We start from the raw sequence: 20715 nt of genomic DNA, 5'->3' as shown, positions 1-20715 counted from the left end.
GTCAGGGCGCAGGCGGCGGCACCGGACCGACGGGCTCGGTCGGGAGACGTCGCGCCAGGTGCGCCTGGCGCAGCACGAACACGCCCCACGCCACCACGACGCCGGCCGTCACGAACATGGCGAGGGCCACGTCGGCGTCGAGCGTGAACAGGCCGATGCCGATGAGTCCGCCGATCACCCACGACAGCTGCAGCAGCGTCTCGGAGCGCGCGAACATGCTCGTGCGCACCTCCTCGCCGATGTCACGCTGGATGAGCGCGTCGAGGCTGAGCTTGCCGAGCGACTGGCAGAGTCCGACGGTCAGGCCCAGCAGCGCGGCCACCGGCCAGCGGAAGAACGCCGCCGCCACGACCAAGGCGACGATGTCGACGAGCAGCACGACCAGCACCACGCGGTGAGGGCTGCGGGAGCGGGTCCACGAGCCGATGACCACGCCGAGCGTGTTGCCGGCGCCGGCGGCCCCGATCACGAGGCCCATGAGGATCGTCGCGTTGCCCGTCCACCCCAGCGAGGCGGGCGGCTCGCGCAGCGTGAACGCCATGAAGATGGTGAGGAAGCCCGTGATGAGCCGGAGCCCGGCGTTGCTGCGCAGCGCGTCGACGACGTGGCGCGAGACCGTGATGCCACGCTTGGCGGGCCGGCCGCTGAGGTCGGACAGGTCGACCTGCTCCTCGCCCTCGCTGGAGTCGACGCGCGCGGGCAGCAGAATCGCGAGCACGGTGCCCACGACGAACAGGACGAACGCGTACCGCAGCGACCACTCGGCGCCGATCGCGGCGGCACCCACGGCGAGCGGTGCCGAGACAGCCGCGGCAGCCGTGCCGGTGAGCGAGATCCGGGAGTTGGCCTTGACCAGCGTGAACTCCTCGGGGAGCAGCCGGGGGACGGCCGACGCGCGGGTCACGCCGTAGGCCTTCGAGGCCACCAGGCAGCCGAGGGCAGCGAGGTAGAACGCGGGCGACTCCTCGGCCACGGCCCCGGCGAGCACCCAGCAGCAGAACGCGCGGATCGCGAGCGTGCCACCGATGGCCCACCGCCGGCCGCGACGGAACCGGTCGAGGAACGGGCCGATCAGCGGGGCCACGAACGCGAACGGCAGCATCGTCAGCACAAGGAAGAGCGCCACCTGGCCGCTGGCCTGCTCCGTCGGCACGGTGAAGAACAGGGTGCCCGCGAGCGAGACCGCGACGGCCGCGTCGCCGGCGGTGTTGAAGGCGTGCAGCTCGAGCAGACGCGACAGGCCCGACTCGCCCGCGCCACCGGCGTGGGTGAAGCGGCGCGCACCCGCGACGGCTCCGGCGCCACCACGGGCCACCGTGCGCCCGGTGCGTCGCAGGCCCGACGCGACCTTGGCGCCGCGACGAGGCGGAGGCGTGCCGGTGTCGGCCCCGGTCGGTGCCTCCTGGTCGGGGCCGAGGTCGTCGAGCGTGTCCCGGTCGCCGGCCGTGCCAGCGGCACGACTGCCGGAAGGACCCGGCCAGTCGGGGCCGGGCGTGCGATCGTCTCCGTCGCTCGTCGGGGCCATGACCACATCCTGCCCCACCCTGTCCCGCCCGACCGGGTGAGCCTCGTCCCGTGTCGGGCACGGGGGTTGGCGGCCGGCTGGACCCATGAGGGACAATCGAGCCATGAGGACCCACCCCGCCCTGGGCGCCGCCCACGACGTGGCCCGCGCCGCCCTGCTCGAGGCCACCGACGAGTCGGCCGTGGGCGAGCACCTGAGGGTCGTCGACGACGGCGAGCGGCTCGCCACGCACCTGTTCGCCTGCACCGGCCCCGGCTACCGCGGCTGGACCTGGGCGGTCAGCCTGTCCGCGGGTGTCGAGGACGACGCGGTCACGGTCAACGACGTCGTCCTGCTGCCCGGCGACGACGCCGTAGTCGCGCCCGCCTGGACGCCCTACCGCGACCGCATCAAGCCCGGCGACCTCAGCCCCGGCGACGTCCTGCCGCCCGAGGAGGACGACGCGCGCCTCGTGCCCGCCTGGTCGGCCGGCGACCACCTCGACACCGTCGACCGCGCCTTCGCACGCGAGGTCGGCCTGGGTCGTGCCTGGGTGCTCTCCCTCGAGGGGCGCGACCTCGCCGCGCAGCGCTGGAACGACGGTGAGCAGGGCCCCGACAACCCCATGACCAAGCAGGCCCCGGGCACGTGCGACTCCTGCGGCTTCCTCGTCAGCCTCGCCGGACCGCTCTCCGACCGGTTCGGCGTGTGCGCCAACGGCTCGGCGAACGACGACGGTCGCGTCGTCGCCCTCGACCACGGCTGCGGCGCGCACTCCGGCGCGCGGCTCAGCCGGTCCGCCGGTCCGCAGAAGCTGCCGCCGCCGGTGTGGGACACCGTCGACGTCGACGAGCTCTAGCCGCCCGTCGGGCTCTCGTCAGCCGTCGCGGCGTCGGCCGGGCTGGTGCCGCAGGGCGTTGCGACGCAGTCGGCAGTACTCGATGCCGAGCAGGCCGAGGCCGAAGCCGGCGATCGCGGTCCAGAGCCACCACGTGCGGCCCTGCTCCTCGAGCGTGCCCAGGAACGGGACCAGCGCCACGGCCACCACGCCCCAGAGGATCGTGCCGACCGTCATCGTGCGGACGCCGTCGAGGTCCATCGGCTCGACCTGGGCGACCTTGTGCGTCGTGCGGCCGATCTCGAGCTCGGTGACCTCCGGCCGGCCCAGCTCGTGGCGGCGTGCCGCGCGCTCCAGACGTTCGCGCTCGCGGTGCCCGAGCTTGCGCTCGACCGTCTCCGGGCCGTCGCCGTCGCGCAGCGTCCACTCCGACTCGTCGCTCACCGGACCAGGGTAGCGTTCCCGTCCGGGCGCCCGCCGGCCCGTGACGGACCGCACCCGTGCGTCCCCTGCGGGCCGCTGGGAGGATGGAGCCGATGAACCCCCGTCGTCGCCGGCTGCTGTTCCCGGCCCTCCTCGTGGTCCTGCTGGTCGTGGCCGCCGTCGTCTCGCTCGCGCGCGACGCCGACGCCCGCCCGCTGGATCCCTCCAGCCTGGGCGCCCTGCCGGCGCCCGCGACGCTGTCGCGCGCCGACGACGAGACCGCCGTGGCGGCCCGGGTGGTCAGCACCGTGCGCGACCCTCGCATCTCCGAGTCGAGCGGTCTCGCCGTCAGCGCCGTGCACGACGACCTCGCCTACACCATCAACGACTCGGGCAACGCCGACGTCGTCTACGCGGTGCGCATCTCCACGGGCGAGGTCGTCGGCACGACCACCGTCAGCGGGACGCCGTGGGTCGACACCGAGGCCATGACCCTGCACGACGGGAAGCTCTGGATCGGCGACGTCGGCGACAACTCCGCCCAGCGTCGCGACACCGCGATCTACGCCATCGACGAGCCTGGTCCGGGCACGCACGCCGCGCGCTCGACCCGCTACCCGGTGGGCTACTCCGACGGCCCGCACGACGTCGAGTCGCTCGCCGTCGACGGCGACGGCCGGTTCCTGCTCGTGACGAAGGACCTGCTGTCGGGCCAGGTGCTCCGCTTCCCGGACGCGCTCTCGACGCAGCGCACCAACGTGCCAGAGCCCGTCGGCGACCCGACCCTCCTCATGGCGACCGACGCCTCGACCAGCCCCGACGGCCGCTACGTCGTCGTCCGCAACTACATCGCCGCCGCCGTCCTGAACGCCTCGGACCTCTCCCTCGTGCGCACCGAGGCGCTGCCCGAGCAGCCCCAGGGCGAGACGCTCGCCTTCGAGCCGTCGGGTGGCTCCTACCTCATCGGCAGCGAGGGCAGCCCCTGGCAGCTGCAGCGCGTCGGCTTCTCGGCCGAGCGGGCCGGCGCCGCCGTGCCGTCGGCCACCCCGACCCCCACGGCGACGACGCCCGCCGCCGCGACGACGCCCAGTGCACCGGCGCCGACCGAGCTGGGCCGCCCCTGGTTCGCGGTGGCCGTCGGCGGTCTCGCGGTCCTGCTGCTCGCCGCGTTCGGCGTGTGGATCACGCGCCGCGACGACGACTGAGCCGGTCCCAGCGACCGGACGTCCACGAGACGGGGACGGCTCGGGGCCGGACGCCGCGGTCTGGCATGCTGCGGGCCATGACGACCGTGCTCGAGCGCCACTTCAAGATCGCCGCCCGCGGCTCCAGCGTCGGCCGGGAGGTGCGTGGCGGGGTCGTCACGTTCCTCACGATGGCCTACATCATCGTGCTGAACCCGATCATCCTGGCCGGGGTCCCGGACGCCGACGGGAACTTCCTCGGCGGCGGCAGCGAGCCGGGGTCGGGCTTCACGACCATCGCCGCGTGCACGGCCCTCGCCGCCGGCGTGCTGAGCATCCTCATGGGCGCGGTCGCGAACTTCCCGCTCGCGATCGCCACCGGCCTCGGCCTGAACGCCTTCGTCGCCTACTCCGTCGCGTCGCAGATGACGTGGGCCGACGCGATGGGCCTCGTCGTCATCGAGGGTCTCGTCATCCTCCTGCTCGTGCTGACCGGCTTCCGGAAGGCGGTCTTCGACGCCGTCCCCGCGCAGCTCAAGACGGCCATCGCCGTCGGCATCGGGCTCTTCATCACGCTCATCGGCCTCGTCGACGCCGGGTTCGTGCGCACCACCGGCAACGCCGCGCCGCCGATCGGGCTCGGCATCGGCGGCGAGCTGGCCGGTTGGCCCGTGCTCGTCTTCTGCCTTGGCCTGCTGCTCATGATCGCGCTCCACGCGCGCGGCGTGCCCGGCGCGATCCTCATCGGCATCCTCGCGACCACCGTGCTCGCCGGTGTCGTGCAGGCGATCACCGACACCCCCGGCGGCGGTGGCGATCCCACCTCCAAGGGCTGGAACCTCAACGTCCCGTCGCTGCCCGACACCATCGTCCAGACGCCCGACTTCAGCCTGCTGGGACAGTTCTCCCTGCTGGGCTCGTTCGAGCGCGTCGGCGTCGTCGCGGCGTCGCTGCTGGTCTTCACCCTCCTGCTCGCCGACTTCTTCGACACGATGGGCACGATGACGGCCATCGGCGCCGAGGCCGGCCTGAACGACGAGGGCGGCTCGCCCGAGGGCGCCCAGCGGATCCTCGTCGTCGACTCCATCGCGGCGGCCGCCGGCGGTGCGGCGGGCGTCTCGTCGAACACGTCCTACATCGAGTCAGCGGCGGGCGTCGGCGACGGTGCGCGCACCGGACTGGCGAGCATCGTCACCGGGGTGCTGTTCCTGCTGGCCACGTTCTTCGCGCCGCTCGTGCAGCACATCCCGAACGAGGCCGCCGTACCCGCCCTCGTGCTCGTCGGCTTCCTCATGATGTCGCAGGTGACGGGCATCAGCTGGGACGACCCCGACATCGCCATCCCGGCGTTCCTCACCATCGTCCTCATGCCGTTCACCTACTCCATCACCGCGGGCATCGGCGCCGGCTTCATCGCCTGGGTCGTGCTGCGGGTGACGCGTGGCCGGATCGCGTCCATCCATCCCCTCATGTGGGTCGTGACGGCGCTGTTCGTCATCTACTTCGCGATCGACCCGATCACCCGCTGGCTGACCTGACACGCTGGCTAGGGTCGGGGTCATGCTGATCGACCTGGGTGACGACCGACGTCCGCGCGTGGCCGAGACCGCCTTCGTAGCCCCGAACGCCACCCTGGTGGGCTCCGTGCTGCTCGAGGAGGGTGCGAGCGTCTGGTACGGCGCCGTGCTGCGGGCCGACAACGAACCGATCACGGTCGGCCCCCGCTCGAACGTGCAGGACGGCTGCGCCTTCCACGTCGACCGCGGTCATCCCGTGGTGCTCGGCGAGGGGGTGTCGGTCGGCCACAACGCCGTCGTGCACGGCGCCACGGTCGAGGATCACTGTCTCGTCGGCATGGGCGCCGTCGTCATGAACGGGGCCGTCATCGGCAGCGAGTCGCTGGTGGCTGCCGGAGCCCTCGTGACCGCCGGCATGCAGGTGCCGCCCCGTTCGCTCGTCGCGGGCGTACCCGCCAAGGTGCGCCGTGAGCTCAGCGACGCGGAGGTCGAAGGGTTGCACCGCAACGCCCGCATCTACGAGGAGCACCGCGAGCTGCACCGCGGCGCCACCGTCGTCACCCCCTGACCCACCCCTCCGTCCGGTGCGCGTTTGCGTGGGGCCCCACGCAAACACGCAGATGCGCGCGATGTTTGCGTGGGGCGGAGCTGGTTTGCGTGGGGCCCCACGCCAACAGGCTCGGGTGCGGGGGCTGGTCAGAGCCGCTCGACGACCCAGTCGATGCAGGCGGTGAGGGCGCTGACGTCGTCGGGCTCGACGGCGGGGAACATGCCGACGCGGAGCTGGTTGCGACCGAGGCCCCGGTAGCCGTCGAGGTCGACGACGCCGTTCTCGCGGAGGACGCCGGTGAGGTCCTTCTGCGGGACCGACGCGTCGAGGTCGATCGTGCCCACGACGAACGAGCGCTCGGTGGGGGCGGTGACGAACGGCGACGCGAACGTCGAGGCCTCGGCCCACTCGTACAGCCGCGCGCTGGAGTCGCGCACACGCCGTGCCGCGAAGTCCATGCCGCCCTGCTCGTTCAGCCAGCGCACCTGCTCGTCGAGCAGCACGAGCGTGGCGACGGCGGGCGTGTTGTACGTCTGGTCCTTGCGCGAGTTCTCGATCGCGGTGGGGAGGTCGAGAAAGGCGGGCACGTAGCGGCCCGAGGCGGCGATGCGCTCCGCACGCTCGACGGCGGCGGGCGACATGACCGCGATCCACAGCCCGCCGTCGGAGGCGAACGACTTCTGCGGCGCGAAGTAGTACACGTCGGTCTGCGCGACGTCGACCGACAGGCCACCGGCCGCCGACGTCGCGTCGACGAGGACGAGGGCGTCGGGGTCGGCGTCGGGCACGCGCTCCACCGGGACCATGACGCCGGTCGAGGTCTCGTTGTGGGCCCAGGCGTACACGTCGACGTCGGGGTTCGCGCGGGGGAGGGGGTGGGTCGACGGCGCCGACTCGAGCACGTCGGGCTCCTGCAGGAACGGGGCTCGCGCGGCGGCCGTCGCGAACTTGCGGCTGAACTCGCCGTGCACCAGGTGCTGGCTGCGACGCTCGACCAAGCCGTGCACGGCGGCGTCGAAGAAGGCGTGCGAGCCGCCGAGGCCGAGCACCACCTCGTAGCCGTCCGGCAGCTCGAGCAGGTCGCCCAGACCGCGTCGCACGGAGGCGACGACGTTCTTCACCGGTGCCGCCCGGTGCGACGTGCCGAGCAGCGACGACCCCGTCGCGGCGAGCGCCGCGAGGGCCTCGGGGCGGACCTTGGAGGGGCCCGAGCCGAATCGTCCGTCCTGGGGCAGCAACCTGGCGGGGATCTTCACCAGCCCATCCTCTCAGCCCTCCCAGGGCTGCTCCAGCCCCCCACCGTCGGGTTCGTCACATGAGGTGGCCGGGCTCACACGCCCGCCCTACGATGCCCCCTATGGCATCCGACCTCGGCTCCGGCGTGGGCCCCGAGGCAACGGTCGCTGTCCCCCTCGCCGACGGTGTCGCCCCCGACGTCGCCGCGTGGGAGAAGGCCACCGCTGCTGTCCTGCGCAAGACCAAGAAGCTCGCCGACGACGCCCCCGACGCCGACGTGTGGGGTCTGCTGACCCGTCGCACGCTCGACGGCATCGGCGTGACCCCGCTGGGCACCCCGGCCCTCACGGCCGACCTGCCGGAGACCGGGCTGCCGGGCCAGGCGCCGTTCACGCGCGGCAGTGCGGCGACCCGCGAGCTCGACGGCTGGGACGTGCGGGCCTGGTTCACCGACCCCGACCCCGACGTCACGGCCGAGCAGGTCGTGACCGACCTCGAGAACGGTGCCAACTCGCTGTGGCTCAGCGTGGGCGACGGCGCCATCCCGACCAGCGCGCTCGCCCGCGTCCTGGAGCCGGTCTTCGTCGACCTCGCGCCCGTCGTGGTGGAGGACCCGACCGACCCGCTCGCCGCCGCCCAGGCGCTCGACGCCGTGCTCGACGACAAGGCCGTGGCGCCCGCGCCCGGCACCAGCTACGGCGCCGACCCGCTCGGCGCGCACGCCCGCACCGTGCTGGGCATCGGCCTGGAGGGCGCGGTCACCGACCCCGCGGTGGCCGTCGAGGTGGCGCACCTCGCGCAGCGTCGCGGCGCGCGCGGCATCGTCGTCGACGCCACCGCCGTGCACGACGCCGGCGCGTCCGACGTGCAGGAGCTCGCCTACAGCCTGCTCGCCGGTGCCGCCTACCTGCGGCTGCTCGTGGAGGCCGGCCTCGACGTCGACGCCGCCGCCGACCAGCTCGACGTGCGGCTCGCCGCCACCGACGAGCAGTTCCCGACCATCGCGAAGCTGCGCGCCGCCCGCCGCACCTGGGCCCGGCTCCTCGAGCTGAGCGGTGTCGCAGAGACCGGACGCGGCCAGCGTCAGCACGTGGTCACGTCGCGGCCGATGATGGCCTCCTACGACCCGTACGTGAACATGCTGCGCACCTGCGTGGCGACGTTCGCCGCCGGCGTCGGCGGTGCCACGAGCGTGACCGTGCTGCCGTTCGACGAGCCGCTCGGCCTGCCCGAGGCGTTCAGCCGGCGCATCGCGCGCAACACGTCCAGCCTGCTCATCAGCGAGTCGCACGTGGCGCGGGTGACCGACCCCGCCGGCGGCTCGCACGCCGTCGAGAAGCTCACCGACGACCTCGCCCGCTCCGCCTGGGAGCTGTTCGGCGAGCTCGACGCCGCCGCGTCCGACGGTGGTCTCGTCGCGGCGCTGGAGGTCCTGCGGCCCAAGGTCGAGCAGACGGTCTCCGACCGCGCCCTCGACATCGCCCGCCGCAAGCGTCCCGTCACGGGCGTCTCGGAGTTCCCGAACCTGCACGAGGAGCTGCCGCAGCGGCGCCCGTACGGCCGCACCCAGCCGGTGCTGCGGTACGCCCGCGAGTTCGAGGCCATGCGCGACGACCGCGCCGCGCAGCCCGTCTTCCTCGCGACCCTCGGCCGCGTCGCGCAGCACACCGCGCGCGCGACCTTCGCCGCGAACCTGTTCGCCGCCGGCGGCATCGACACCGTCACCGCCGGCGCGACCGACGGCGTCGAGGCCGTCGTCGAGGCCTACCGGCAGGCCGACGCCCCCGCCGTCGTCTGCCTCGCGGGCCCCGACCCGCTGTACGCCGAGTGGGGTGGCGACCTCGTCGCGGCCCTGCGCGAGGCCGGCGCGCGCCACGTGGTGCTCGCCGGCAAGCCCGAGAGCGTCGACGCCGACGTGGACGACTCCTGCGCGGCCGGGCTCGACGCCCTGGCCTTCCTGCGCCGCACCCGAGAGGAAGTGACGGCATGACGATCCCCGCCTCGTTCGCCGGACTGCCGCTGGACCCCGACGAGCCCACCACGCCCGACCCCGCCGCGTACGCGGCCGCGGTCGACGGCGCCGAGCCGTGGGACGCCCCCGAGGGCATCGCGGTCAAGAACCTCTACACCGCCGACGACCTCGCCGACGTCGACGCGCTCGACACCTACCCGGGCCTCGCGCCGTTCCTGCGCGGTCCCTACCCGGCCATGTACACGACCCAGCCGTGGACGATCCGCCAGTACGCCGGGTTCTCGACCGCCGAGGAGTCGAACGCGTTCTACCGCCGCAACCTCGCCGCCGGCCAAAAGGGCCTCTCGGTCGCCTTCGACCTCGCGACGCACCGCGGCTACGACTCCGACCACCCGCGCGTGAAGGGCGACGTCGGCATGGCCGGCGTCGCGATCGACTCGATCTACGACGCCCGCCAGCTCTTCGACGGCATCCCGCTCGACGAGATGAGCGTCTCGATGACCATGAACGGCGCGGTGCTCCCGGTGCTCGCGCTCTACATCGTGGCGGCCGAGGAGCAGGGGGTGACGCCGGAGCAGCTCTCGGGGACCATCCAGAACGACATCCTCAAGGAGTTCATGGTCCGCAACACCTACATCTACCCGCCGGCGCCGTCGATGCGGATCATCTCCGACATCTTCGCGTACACGGCGGCGAAGATGCCGCGGTTCAACTCCATCTCCATCTCCGGGTACCACATCCAAGAGGCCGGGGCGACGAACGACCTCGAGCTCGCCTACACGCTCGCCGACGGTGTGGAGTACATCCGCGCCGGGCTCGACGTCGGCCTCGACATCGACGCGTTCGCGCCGCGGCTCAGCTTCTTCTGGGCCATCGGCATGAACTTCTACATGGAGATCGCGAAGATGCGCGCCGCCCGTGCCCTGTGGGCCCGGCTCGTGCGCGACTTCGACCCGAAGAACCCCAAGAGCCTCAGCCTGCGCACGCACAGCCAGACATCGGGCTGGAGCCTCACCGCGCAGGACGTGTTCAACAACGTCCAGCGCACCTGCATCGAGGCGATGGCCGCCACGCAGGGCCACACCCAGAGCCTGCACACGAACGCGCTCGACGAGGCGATCGCGCTGCCGACGGACTTCAGCGCGCGGATCGCCCGCAACACGCAGCTGCTGCTGCAGCAGGAGTCGGGCACCACCGGCGTCATCGACCCGTGGGGCGGCTCCTACTACGTCGAGAAGCTGACGCACGACCTCGCGAACCGCGCCTGGGCGCACATCCAGGAGGTCGAGAAGGCCGGCGGCATGGCCAAGGCCATCGAGGCGGGCATCCCCAAGATGCGCGTCGAGGAGGCGGCCGCCCGCACGCAGGCACGCATCGACTCCGGCCAGCAGGCCGTCATCGGCGTCAACACCTACCGCCTCGCCGACGAGGACCCGCTCGACGTGCTCAAGGTCGACAACGCGTCGGTCTACGCCCAGCAGGTGGCGAAGCTCGAGCGACTGCGCGCCGAGCGCGACCCGCAGGAGGTCGAGCGCGCGCTCGACGCCCTGACGGCCAGCGCCGAGCGTGGCGCCAGCCGCGACGGCTCGCTCGACGGCAACCTGCTCGCCCTGGCCGTCGACGCGGCCCGCGCGAAGGCGACGGTCGGCGAGATCTCCTACGCGCTCGAGAAGGTCTACGGGCGCCACCAGGCCGTCATCCGTACGATCTCCGGTGTGTACCGGACCGAGGCGGGCCAGGGCGGCAACGTCCAGAAGGTCATCGACGCCACCGAGGCGTTCGAGAAGGCCGAGGGTCGACGCCCGCGCATCCTCGTGGCCAAGATGGGCCAGGACGGCCACGACCGCGGCCAGAAGGTCATCGTCACGGCGTTCGCCGACATGGGCTTCGACGTCGACGTCGGACCGCTGTTCTCCACGCCCGAGGAGGTCGCGCAGCAGGCCGTGGACGCCGACGTGCACATCGTCGGCGTCTCGAGCCTCGCGGCGGGCCACCTGACGCTCCTGCCGGAGCTGAAGAAGGCGTTGGCCGAGCTCGGCGGCGAGGACGTCATGGTCGTCATGGGTGGCGTCATCCCGCCCGACGACGTGCCGACGCTGAAGGAGATGGGCGCTGCCGAGGTGTTCCTGCCCGGCACGGTCATCGCCGACTCCGCGCTCAGCCTGCTCGAGCGGCTCCGCGCGAGCCTGCAGCACTAGATGGTCGGTTCGTCCGAGGTAAGGCTGGCGCCGCGTCTCATCGCGAGACGCGGTGCTCGCCGTCAGGCCGCGCCGTCGCCGAACACTCGCTTCGTGAGGACCTGCACGTCACGATCGAGGTACCTGATCTCGGTACGCACCGAGGCGAACTCGGCCTGCATCTCCGTGCGCAGCGAGCCGATCTCGGTCCGGACAGAGCCGATCTCGGTCCGGACAGAGCCGATCTCGGTCCGGACGGACCCGATCTCGGTGCGGATGATGCGCACGAACATGGTCGACATGAGCGTCAGCATCCCGAACAGGGAGGTGCCCAGGATGCCGATCGCCGTCCAGACCTGCGGCTCGTTCACATGGATCACTCCTCCAGTGTCGTCGGTCGACTGCGATGCTTCCAGTGCGATGGAGGTCGGTCCAGGCGATCTCCACGATCTGCGTGGAGCGCTTGACGCCGAAAGGAGCATCTGATGGTCGACGTCGAGAAGCTCGCCGCCGACGTCCTCGACGGACGTCGTGCGGGGGTATCGCGCGCCATCACCTTGGTCGAGTCGAGCCGCGCCGACCACCGCGCCGCGGCCCGGGAGCTGCTCGCCGCGCTCGCGCCGCACGCCGGGGGAGCGGTGCGGGTCGGCATCTCGGGCGTGCCCGGTGTCGGCAAGAGCACGTTCATCGAGGCGCTCGGCACGCACCTCGTGGAGCAGGGCAACCGGGTCGGGGTGCTCGCCGTCGACCCGTCGAGCGTGCGCACCGGCGGCTCCGTCCTCGGCGACAAGACCCGCATGGCACAGCTCGCCGTCAGCCCGCAGGCCTACATCCGCCCGTCGCCGAGCGCGGGCACGCTCGGCGGAGTCGCCCGCGCGACCTCCCAGGCGATGACCGTCCTCGAGGCCGCCGGCTACGACGTCGTCCTCGTCGAGACCGTCGGGGTCGGCCAGTCCGAGATCACCGTCGCGGGCATGGTCGACACGTTCCTGTTCCTCACCATCGCCCGCACGGGCGACCAGCTGCAGGGCATCAAGAAGGGCATCCTCGAGATCGCCGACGTCATCGCCGTCAACAAGGCCGACGGCGAGCGTGCCCGGGAGGCCGAGGTGACCGCCAAGGACCTCGCGGGAGCCCTGCGCCTCGTGTACGCAGGCACCCAGGGCTGGGTGCCACCGGTCGTCACCTGCTCGGCGCTCGAGCACCAGGGCATCGACACCGTCTGGAACCGGCTCGTGCGGCACCGCGAGTTCCTCGGCCAGCGCGGCCTGCGCGAGAAGCGCGCCCAGCAGCAGCTCGACTTCACGTGGGCGCTCGTGCGCGACGAGCTCGACCAGCGCCTGCGCACCGACGAGGGCGTCGCGCGGGTACGCGACGAGGTGCGCGAGGCGGTGCTCTCGGGAGAGCTGCCCGCGGCCAGCGCCGCGGACCTCATCCTCGAGGCGTACGACCAGTAGTCTGGCCGCCATGAGGTCGCGCCCTGTGATGCCCGTCACCCGTCGACGGTCCCGGTCCGCCGGGGCCCTGGTCCCGCCGCTCACGCTGTCGGCCGTCCTGCTCGCCGGCTGCGGCGGGTCGATCAGCCCGGGCGCCGCCGCCACCGTCGACGGCACCACCATCACGATGGCCCAGGCCGACCGCACCGCCGACGTCCTCTGCGAGGTGTCGCTGTTCTCCGCCGCCCAGTCCGGCGGCGGGAGCACGATCGACAACGCCGACGTACGACGCCAGGCCGTCAGCGAGCTGGTGAGCGGCGTCGTCGCCCGCGAGGTGGCGGCCCGCGAGGGCATCCGCGTGCCCCGCAGCGCGTACGTGTTCACCGGCGAGCAACGCGCCCAGGTCGAGCAGGCCCTCCCCGACGTCGACGTCGACGAGGCGGTGCGGGTGCTCGAGGCCGGGCAGCGCACCTACGCGATCGCCGAGAAGCTCGGCGAGGCCGCCACCGGCCAGCGCGCCGACGACACCAACGCCCAGCAGCTGCAGCAGGCCGGGCGCAGCGTGCTCGCCGACGCCCTGCGCAAGGCCGACGTCAGCATCGACCCCCGGTTCGGTCTCGGCGACGACGGCCAGCAGGTGGCGGCCACCGGCTCGCTGTCGGTCCCTGCCGCTGCCGACACCCGCGACCGTCCGCTGATCGCGCCGGCCACGCAGCGGTGCTCGTGAGCAGCCGCCCGTGAGCGACCCGCGCCCCGGCGAGCGGCTGCTCGACCTCGTCGCCGTCATGGCCCGGCTGCGCGCCGAGTGCGCCTGGACGGGGCAGCAGACCCACGAGAGCCTGAGCCGCTACCTGCTCGAGGAGACCTACGAGACCCTCGAGGCGCTCGACGACGGCGACACCGACCTGCTCCGCGAGGAGCTCGGCGACCTCCTCATGCAGGTCGTCTTCCACGCCGCCGTCGCCGCCGACACGGGGGAGGGGTGGGACGTCGACGACGTCGCCGCGGGGATCACCGACAAGCTCGTGCGGCGCAACCCGCACGTCTTCGCCGACGGCACTGCCCGCACTCCCGAGGAAATCGACGCCGCCTGGCAGGCGGTCAAGGCGCAGGAGAAGGCGGCATCGGGAGCGCGTGAGGCGCACCCGCTCGACGGCATCGCCCGCGACCTGCCGGCCCTCGCCACGGCCCGCAAGGCCCTCGACCGCGTCCCTGACCTCGACACCAGCGGCGACGACCTCGGCTCCCGGCTCCTGCGTCTCGTCGCCGAGGCCCGCGAGCAGGGCGTCGACGCCGAGGAGGCGCTGCGCCGCGCCGTCCGCGACCGGCTGGCGTGACGTCCTGCTCAGCACATGAGCGAAGGCACGAACCAGGTCGCCAGCGTGAGGTCGGAGTCGAGGGAGCTCCGCCAGCCCAGGGTCGACACCTCGATCTCGGGACGTTGGCGGGAGACGAACTGTCCCCCGCTCCGACAGACCCCGTGGCGACGCTGGAAGTCCATCTCCACGCGAGCGAAGTCTCCGGCGCCCAGCGTCTCGTCGACCACGTACGCGGCGTCCTGGCGCTCCTCGCCCACGGCTCGCACGGCGGCGCCGGTCCCCTCGTCCGAGACCACCCAGTCGTCCCTCGTCGAGGGCTCGTCCGCCCATCCGTAGAACCTGACGGCGCGGACCTTCACCGGGATCGACCCCCTGTTGGTCACGTCGAGGACCATGGTGCACTGCATGTCTCGCGTGTCGACGGTGAGGAAGAAGCCGGGATCACGCGGCTCGCCCCGCTCCGCGAACGCAGCCGTCGAGGTGGCGTCCTTGCCGGGGATCTGCGTGGTGTCGACCACCCAGGGCATCGGTCGGTACGCGTCGTCCGATGGTCTGATGCACTGGAGCGACGCCGGCGTCACGCGGACGTCGACAGCGGCGCGCGTCGACAGGACGTAGGTGACGCCGACACCCACGAGCAGCAGCACTGACAGAGCGGCGCAGGCAACGCCGACGAGTCGTCCACGGGTCCAGGTCATGCTGGATGCTCCCACGCGCGTCGGGACCGCGTCCGCGATATCGATTCTCTCCGCGCAAGCTCGCCGCGCTTGTCCACGACGAGTCCTCCTACCTGGCAAAGCAGTGGCGACTCCGGGCCCTCTCGAAGGGGCAGACCTGCTCATCGACACCGTGCTCATCGACAGGGATCGACCAAGTCCTCCAACGTCTTCGCTACTCGTCCAGGCGACGAGGATCTCGCAGCAGTTTCGCAGCGCTCGTCGCAACGATCGTGACCACAGACGACGCTTCTACTCAGACGAGGATGGAATCCCCATGCGCAAGATCACCACGGTGCGAACGGCTGCAGCGACACTGGCGCTCTGCGCCGCCGCCGGGCTCACGACCGCAGCCACCGCCGCTGCAGCGCCCGCGAGCGGCTCCAACGACCCGGGCGCCAACCGTCCGGCCCTCGAGGTCCCTTTCCCCTGCGGCGACGTGTGGAGCGGCCAGACGCGGGGCGCTGACGACCCCCACCCCCACAATCCGCTCTTGGCCATCGACTTCAACCTTCCAACCGGAGGTGACAGCGACTTGGGCCGGTGGGTCCAGGCCAGCAATGCCGGCACAGTCACCTTCGCCGGCAACAAGGGCCCGGGCTACGGCAACACGGTCGACATCTACCACAAGGGAGGCTGGTCGACGCGGTACGCGCACCTGAAGGAGATCGCCGTGGACAAGGGCCAGGTCGTGACAGCAAGGACCGGCATCGGCCGCGTCGGCAAGAGCGGGGGCCAGCCGTCCGCACACCTGCACTACGAACAGCGCTGGAACAACGACGACCAGGTCATCTACTTCGGCAACACCAAGGCGAAGTACTGGGGCACGACGAACTACACGCGCAAGACTCTCTGCTGATACCACCCTCCCGCGCGCGGCCCGAGATGACGCCTGTCGCGTGCGGGAGACCGGCCACGACCGACGTCTCGACCGCGACAGCACACGCCCACCGTGCCCGTCGTGGCCGACATCGTCGAACGAGAGCGTCCTCCCGCGCTGGGAGGACGCTCTCGTCGGCCGCGTCGACATCAGAGCCGCGGGCAACAGCCCACGACGACGAGACCACCCCCGGCTGTCCCGAGGATGGCAAGTACAACGATGCCGAACCCGTCGACTATCCCAAGGATGTCGACCGCCTCGCCTGTCACGGACGGACGGCCACCGGCACTAGGCTGGGCACCGACCGCACCACCACAGCAGCAGGAGCAGCATGGCCAGCATCGAAGCCGTCGGAGCACGCGAGATCCTCGACTCGCGCGGCAACCCCACCGTCGAGGTCGAGGTCGCCCTCGACGACGGGACCATCGGACGCGCCGCCGTCCCCTCCGGTGCCTCCACCGGCCAGTTCGAGGCCGTCGAGCTGCGTGACGGTGGCGACCGCTACCTCGGCAAGGGCGTCCGCAAGGCCGTCGAGGCCGTCAACACGACCATCGCCGCCGAGATCGTCGGCTTCGACGCCGACGACCAGCGCGCCGTCGACGCCGCCATGATCGCCCTCGACGGCACGCCCAACAAGGCGAAGCTCGGCGCCAACGCCATCCTCGGCGTCTCCCTCGCGCTCTCCAAGGCCGCCGCCGACTCCGCCGGCCTCCCGCTGTTCCGCTACGTCGGCGGCCCCAACGCCCACGTGCTGCCCGTCCCGATGATGAACATCCTGAACGGTGGCGCCCACGCCGACTCCAACGTCGACGTCCAGGAGTTCATGATCGCGCCGATCGGCGCGCCCACGTTCGCCGAGGCGCTGCGCCAGGGCACCGAGGTCTACCACGCGCTCAAGTCGGTCCTGAAGAAGGACGGCCTGTCGACCGGCCTCGGCGACGAGGGCGGTTTCGCCCCGAGCCTGCCGTCCAACCGCGCCGCGCTCGACCTCATCGCCACGGCCGTCGAGAAGACCGGCCTCACGCTCGGCACGGACATCGCGCTCGCGCTCGACGTCGCCAGCTCGGAGTTCTTCGAGAACGGCAGCTACACCTTCGAGGCCGCGCCCAAGACCTCCGGGGAGATGGCCGACTACTACGCCGAGCTCGTCGCCGCCTACCCGATCGTGTCCATCGAGGACCCGCTCGACGAGGAGGACTGGGACGGCTGGGTCGCGCTCACCGAGCGCATCGGCGACCAGGTCCAGCTCGTCGGCGACGACCTGTTCGTCACCAACGTCGAGCGGCTCACGCGTGGCCTCGAGCAGGGCGCCGCGAACGCGATGCTCGTCAAGGTGAACCAGATCGGCTCGCTCACCGAGACGCTCGACGCTGTCGAGCTCGCCCACCGCCACGGCTTCAGCAACATGATGAGCCACCGCTCGGGCGAGACCGAGGACGTCACGATCGCCGACCTCGCCGTCGCCACCAACTGCGGCCAGATCAAGACCGGCGCCCCCGCCCGCTCCGACCGGGTCGCCAAGTACAACCAGCTCCTGCGCATCGAGGAGGCCCTCGGGTCCGCCGCGGTGTACGCCGGCGCGTCGGCCTTCCCGCGCCTCGCGCTCTGAGCATGGCCGGCTCCCGCGGACCCGGACGACCCACCCCCAGGACACGACGTCCTGCGGGGCGGCCGTCCGGTGCCGCGGGGGCCAGCCGCCCCGGCCCGACCCGACCCCGGTCGGGCACGACCACCGCCCGCGGCGTCGGGTCGCGGTTCACCACCCGCGCTGTCCTGCTGCTCGCGGTGCTGCTCCTGCTGCTCGCGTCGTACACGTCGGCGCTGCACGCGTGGTGGCAGCAGCGCGGCGAGGTGCAGCAGCTGAAGGCCGAGATCGCCACCCGGCAGGCGTCCATCGAGGACCTCGGCGACACCAAGGCGCGCTGGAACGACGACGCCTACGTCCGCCAGCAGGCGCGTGAACGGTTCGGCTGGGTCATGCCCGGCGAGGTCGGCTACCGCGTCATCGGCGCCGACGGCACCGTCGAGGGCGACGCGCCCCGGCTCGACGACCCGCCGGACCCCACCCAGAAGCAGTGGTACGACACGCTGTGGGGCAGCGTCGAGGCGTCCGGACGCACCTCGTCGGCCCAGCAGCCCGTCCCCGACCCCGACGAGGTGCTGAAGAACCGTGACTGACCCGAGCCCGAGCGACCTGCAGATCGTCGCCGAGCAGCTCGGGCGGCCCGCCCGCGGTGTCCTCGGCATCGCCGCGCGCTGCCCGTCCGGCCACCCCAACGTGGTGCGCACCGAGCCGCGGCTGCCCGACGGCACGCCGTTCCCGACGCTCTACTACGTGACCTGCCCGAGGCTCGCCGGCGCCATCGGCACCCTCGAGGCGTCCGGCCTGATGGCCGAGATGAGCGAGCGGCTCACCCACGACGCCGACCTCGCCGACCACTACGCACGGGCCCATGCCGAGTACCTCGCCGAGCGGGAGGCCGTCGCCCACGTGCCCGAGATCGACGGCATCAGCGCCGGCGGCATGCCCACGCGGGTCAAGTGCCTGCACGTGCTCGTCGGCCACGCCCTCGCCAAGGGCCCTGGCGTCAACCCGCTCGGCGACGAGGCCGTCGAGCTGCTCGGCGACTACTGGGGCAGCTCTAGCTGCGCCCCGGCCGGTACTCGACCTCAGGACGACCAGCCCGACCCAGGCGCGTGACCCGCGCGACCTCGCCGGTCTCGGCGAGGTGCTCCAGGTAGCGGCGCGCCGTCACCCGTGACGAGCCCAGGTGCTCGCCGACCTCGCTCGCCGACGACGGACCGTGCTCGGCCAGGACCGCGCGTACCTGCTCCAGCGTCTCCGCGCCCAGCCCCTTCGGCAGGGCGGGTCGGGACGTGTGCCGCAGCGACTCGAGCATCCGGTCGACCGCAATCTGGTCGAGGTCGTCCGAGCCCTGCAGGCCCTCGTGGAAGGTCCGGTAGGCGAGCAGCCGCTCGCGCAGCGCGCCGAACGCGAAGGGCTTGATGAGGTAGCCGACCACGCCCTGCGCCACCGCGTCGCGCACCACCTCCGCGTCGCGCGCCGACGTCACGGCGATCACGTCGACCCGGCTGCCGGCCGCCCTCAGCCGGCGCAGCAGCTGCAGGCCGTGACCGTCGGGCAGGTGCATGTCGAGCAGCACCAGGTCGACCGGCTCCTCCCGCAGCACCCGCGCCGCGTCCTGCGCCGACATCGCGACGGCGACGAGCTCGAAGCCCGGCACGTCGCGCACGTACTGCGCGTGCGCCTGCGCCGCGACCCTCTCGTCCTCGACGACCAGCGTGCGGATCACGCGTCCTCCCCGATCTCCACCTCGACCATGGCCCCGCCGAGCGCACCCGAGCCGACGCGCACGCTACCGCCGTGGCGGCGCACCACCTGACCCACCAGCGCCAGACCCAGGCCTCGGCCGTGCAGACGGTCGTCGACCTTCGTCGACCAGCCCCGCTCGAAGACCTGCTCGCGCGCGTCCTCGGGGATGCCGGGGCCGGAGTCCTCGACCACGACATCGAGGTGCGTGTCGCTGGCGTGCAGGTGCACCGCCACGGTCGCGTCCGCCGTGCCCTGCGCCGCGTCGATCGCGTTGTCGAGCAGGTTGCCCAGCACCGTCACCGCGTCGTGCGGGCCGAGCGGGAGCCCCGTGACGGCGGAGCCCGGGTCGACGTCGAGCCGCACGCCGCGCTCGTGCGCCTGCGCCGACTTGCCCAGCAGCAGCGCCGACACCACGGGCTCCTCGACCGCAGCCACCATCTGGTCGGTCAGCCCCTGCGCCAGGCGCATCTCGTGCGTCGCGAACTCGACCGCCTCCTGCGTGCGGCCCATCTCGACGAGGGAGACCATCGTGTGCAGCCGGTTCGCCGTCTCGTGGCTCTGCGACCGCAGCGAGTCGGCCAGGCTGCGCACGGTGTCGAGCTCGGCCGTCACGCCCTGCAGCTCCGTGCGGTCGCGCACCGTGAGCACCGTGCCGACGTCGCGACCCTCCCAGCGGGCGCGCGCCGCGTTGACGATGAGCACGCGGTCGGCGAGCGCCACCACGACGTCGGAGAGCGGTCCGCCCGCGCGCACCGCGTCGGTCAGCGTGGGTTCCAGGCCGAGCTCCGCGACGTCGCGGCCTACCGCCCGCGACGCCTCCACGTCGAGCAGACGCTCGGCCTCGCGGTTCACGAGGCTCACCCGGCCGCCGGAGTCGACCAGCACGAGTCCCTCGCGCACCGCCCGCAGCACCGCGTCGTAGTACTCGTACATGCGGGTGATCTCCTGCTCGCCGAGCCCGTGCGTCTGGCGGCGCAGGCGCCGGTGGATGAGCCACGCGCCGAGGATGCCCACGAGCGCGGCCAGCGCGGCGGCGCCGAGGATCCGGGGGAGCGCGTCGACGACCTCGTCGCGCTGCTTCGCCGTGCGGATCCCGACCGACACGAGCGCCACGACGTCGTCGTCGCCGGCCCCCGCGCGCACCGGCACGACGGCCCGCACCGACGGTCCGAGCGTGCCGACGTACTCCTCGCTGTACGTCCGGCCCGCCTGGGCCTGGGTGATCGACCCGAGGAAGCGCTTGCCGATGTTGGCCGGGTCGGGGTGGGAGTAGCGGATGCCGTCGCGCGACATGATGACGACGAAGTCGGTGCCGCTGTCGCGACGCACCTGCTCGGCGAACGGCTGGAGCGTCGTCGACGGGTCCGTCGTGCGGACGGCCTCGCGCACCGTCGGGGAGTCGGCGACCGCGACCGCGAGGTCGAGCGCGCGCTGGCGTGCCGAGGCCGTCGCGTCGGCGCGGGCGTCGAACCAGGCGGCGGCCACGCCACCGAGCACCAGCACGCACACGACGACGACCTGCCAGAGCAGGATCTGGCGCGCGACGGACGACGGGCGGGGCACGACCGCATCGTCCCACCTCGACGAAGCCGCTGTGACCGCGGTCACCGAACTCTATGTACGCAACGG

At 72.6% G+C, this 20715-nt stretch carries 19 protein-coding genes and 1 pseudogene; 13 read left to right on the top strand and 7 right to left on the bottom strand.

The window, feature by feature from the left end; genetic code table 11:
- Position 1 precedes the first annotated feature (1 nt).
- Complete coding sequence (locus tag Aeryth_RS13250) at positions 2-1525, bottom strand: MFS transporter (RefSeq protein ID WP_083516445.1); 1524 nt, start codon at positions 1523-1525, stop codon at positions 2-4.
- Between the two features lie 103 nt (positions 1526-1628).
- Between Aeryth_RS13250 and Aeryth_RS13245 the strand changes: the two genes are divergently transcribed.
- Complete coding sequence (locus tag Aeryth_RS13245) at positions 1629-2363, top strand: DUF3027 domain-containing protein (RefSeq protein WP_067859598.1); 735 nt, start codon at positions 1629-1631, stop codon at positions 2361-2363.
- Between the two features lie 18 nt (positions 2364-2381).
- Here Aeryth_RS13245 and Aeryth_RS18360 read toward each other — a convergent pair whose 3' ends face one another.
- Entirely contained in the window at positions 2382-2786 is a 405-nt protein-coding gene (locus Aeryth_RS18360) for a DUF2530 domain-containing protein (protein WP_236749741.1), read from the bottom strand.
- Positions 2787-2878: 92 nt separating this feature from the next.
- On the opposite strand from Aeryth_RS18360, the gene Aeryth_RS13235 reads away from it, so the two are divergent.
- The 3 genes from Aeryth_RS13235 to Aeryth_RS13225 all read left to right on the top strand — a co-directional run bounded on the left by Aeryth_RS13235 (position 2879) and on the right by Aeryth_RS13225 (position 6034).
- Complete coding sequence (locus Aeryth_RS13235) at positions 2879-3970, top strand: YncE family protein (protein WP_067859596.1); 1092 nt, start codon at positions 2879-2881, stop codon at positions 3968-3970.
- A 77-nt stretch (positions 3971-4047) separates the two neighbouring features.
- The gene (locus Aeryth_RS13230) at positions 4048-5487 is read left to right on the top strand and encodes an NCS2 family permease (protein ID WP_193786268.1); all 1440 of its coding nucleotides are present in this window, start codon (positions 4048-4050) and stop codon (positions 5485-5487) included.
- Between the two features lie 22 nt (positions 5488-5509).
- On the top strand, positions 5510-6034 hold the full coding sequence (locus tag Aeryth_RS13225) for a gamma carbonic anhydrase family protein (RefSeq protein ID WP_067859592.1): 525 nt from the start codon (positions 5510-5512) through the stop codon (positions 6032-6034).
- A 128-nt stretch (positions 6035-6162) separates the two neighbouring features.
- Here the strand turns inward: Aeryth_RS13225 and serC are convergent, their stop codons facing one another.
- Positions 6163-7272, bottom strand: a complete 1110-nt coding sequence (serC, locus tag Aeryth_RS13220) for a phosphoserine transaminase (RefSeq protein ID WP_083516444.1) — start codon at positions 7270-7272, stop codon at positions 6163-6165.
- A 101-nt stretch (positions 7273-7373) separates the two neighbouring features.
- On the opposite strand from serC, the gene Aeryth_RS13215 reads away from it, so the two are divergent.
- Positions 7374-9242, top strand: coding sequence for a methylmalonyl-CoA mutase family protein (locus Aeryth_RS13215; protein ID WP_067859587.1), 1869 nt, complete (start codon positions 7374-7376; stop codon positions 9240-9242).
- A 62-nt stretch (positions 9243-9304) separates the two neighbouring features.
- A pseudogene (scpA, locus tag Aeryth_RS13210) lies at positions 9305-11422 on the top strand (methylmalonyl-CoA mutase); the annotation flags it as partial.
- Between the two features lie 62 nt (positions 11423-11484).
- Here scpA and Aeryth_RS13205 read toward each other — a convergent pair.
- On the bottom strand, positions 11485-11772 hold the full coding sequence (locus Aeryth_RS13205; RefSeq protein ID WP_067859579.1) for a hypothetical protein: 288 nt from the start codon (positions 11770-11772) through the stop codon (positions 11485-11487).
- 114 nt (positions 11773-11886) lie between these two features.
- Here Aeryth_RS13205 and meaB point away from each other — a divergent pair, with 114 nt between their 5' ends.
- Genes meaB through Aeryth_RS13190 form a run of 3 tightly spaced genes read left to right on the top strand, consistent with a single transcriptional unit; the run spans position 11887 to position 14174 of the window.
- Entirely contained in the window at positions 11887-12858 is a 972-nt protein-coding gene (gene meaB, locus Aeryth_RS13200) for a methylmalonyl Co-A mutase-associated GTPase MeaB (RefSeq protein ID WP_067859577.1), read from the top strand.
- A gap of 10 nt (positions 12859-12868) precedes the next feature.
- Entirely contained in the window at positions 12869-13564 is a 696-nt protein-coding gene (locus Aeryth_RS13195) for a SurA N-terminal domain-containing protein (protein ID WP_144433787.1), read from the top strand.
- A gap of 10 nt (positions 13565-13574) precedes the next feature.
- Positions 13575-14174, top strand: coding sequence for a nucleoside triphosphate pyrophosphohydrolase (locus Aeryth_RS13190; protein WP_067859572.1), 600 nt, complete (start codon positions 13575-13577; stop codon positions 14172-14174).
- 8 nt (positions 14175-14182) lie between these two features.
- Here Aeryth_RS13190 and Aeryth_RS13185 read toward each other — a convergent pair whose 3' ends face one another.
- Entirely contained in the window at positions 14183-14854 is a 672-nt protein-coding gene (locus tag Aeryth_RS13185; protein WP_144433786.1) for a hypothetical protein, read from the bottom strand.
- A gap of 295 nt (positions 14855-15149) precedes the next feature.
- Between Aeryth_RS13185 and Aeryth_RS13180 the strand changes: the two genes are divergently transcribed.
- The 4 genes from Aeryth_RS13180 (at position 15150) to Aeryth_RS13165 (ending at position 18453) form a co-directional block, all read left to right on the top strand.
- The gene (locus tag Aeryth_RS13180; protein WP_067859568.1) at positions 15150-15731 is read left to right on the top strand and encodes a M23 family metallopeptidase; all 582 of its coding nucleotides are present in this window, start codon (positions 15150-15152) and stop codon (positions 15729-15731) included.
- 352 nt (positions 15732-16083) lie between these two features.
- Positions 16084-17361: a phosphopyruvate hydratase gene (gene eno, locus Aeryth_RS13175; protein WP_067859566.1), complete on the top strand. Its 1278-nt coding sequence runs from the start codon at positions 16084-16086 to the stop codon at positions 17359-17361.
- 2 nt (positions 17362-17363) lie between these two features.
- Entirely contained in the window at positions 17364-17930 is a 567-nt protein-coding gene (locus Aeryth_RS13170; protein ID WP_067859564.1) for an FtsB family cell division protein, read from the top strand.
- Positions 17923-18453, top strand: coding sequence for a DUF501 domain-containing protein (locus tag Aeryth_RS13165; protein WP_067859559.1), 531 nt, complete (start codon positions 17923-17925; stop codon positions 18451-18453). Before Aeryth_RS13170 ends, Aeryth_RS13165 begins: the two co-directional genes overlap by 8 nt.
- Here the strand turns inward: Aeryth_RS13165 and Aeryth_RS13160 are convergent.
- Entirely contained in the window at positions 18395-19066 is a 672-nt protein-coding gene (locus tag Aeryth_RS13160) for a response regulator (RefSeq protein ID WP_067859557.1), read from the bottom strand. The genes Aeryth_RS13165 and Aeryth_RS13160 overlap by 59 nt on opposite strands.
- Positions 19063-20649, bottom strand: coding sequence for a sensor histidine kinase (locus tag Aeryth_RS13155; RefSeq protein WP_144433785.1), 1587 nt, complete (start codon positions 20647-20649; stop codon positions 19063-19065). The genes Aeryth_RS13160 and Aeryth_RS13155 overlap by 4 nt, the downstream gene beginning before the upstream one ends.
- Positions 20650-20715 lie beyond the last annotated feature (66 nt).

The sequence above is a fragment of the Aeromicrobium erythreum genome, from assembly GCF_001509405.1.
Classification (GTDB): Bacteria; Actinomycetota; Actinomycetes; order Propionibacteriales; family Nocardioidaceae; genus Aeromicrobium; species Aeromicrobium erythreum.
Note: the sequence above shows the minus strand (reverse complement) of the source record. Positions and strands in the feature narration are given on the sequence as shown.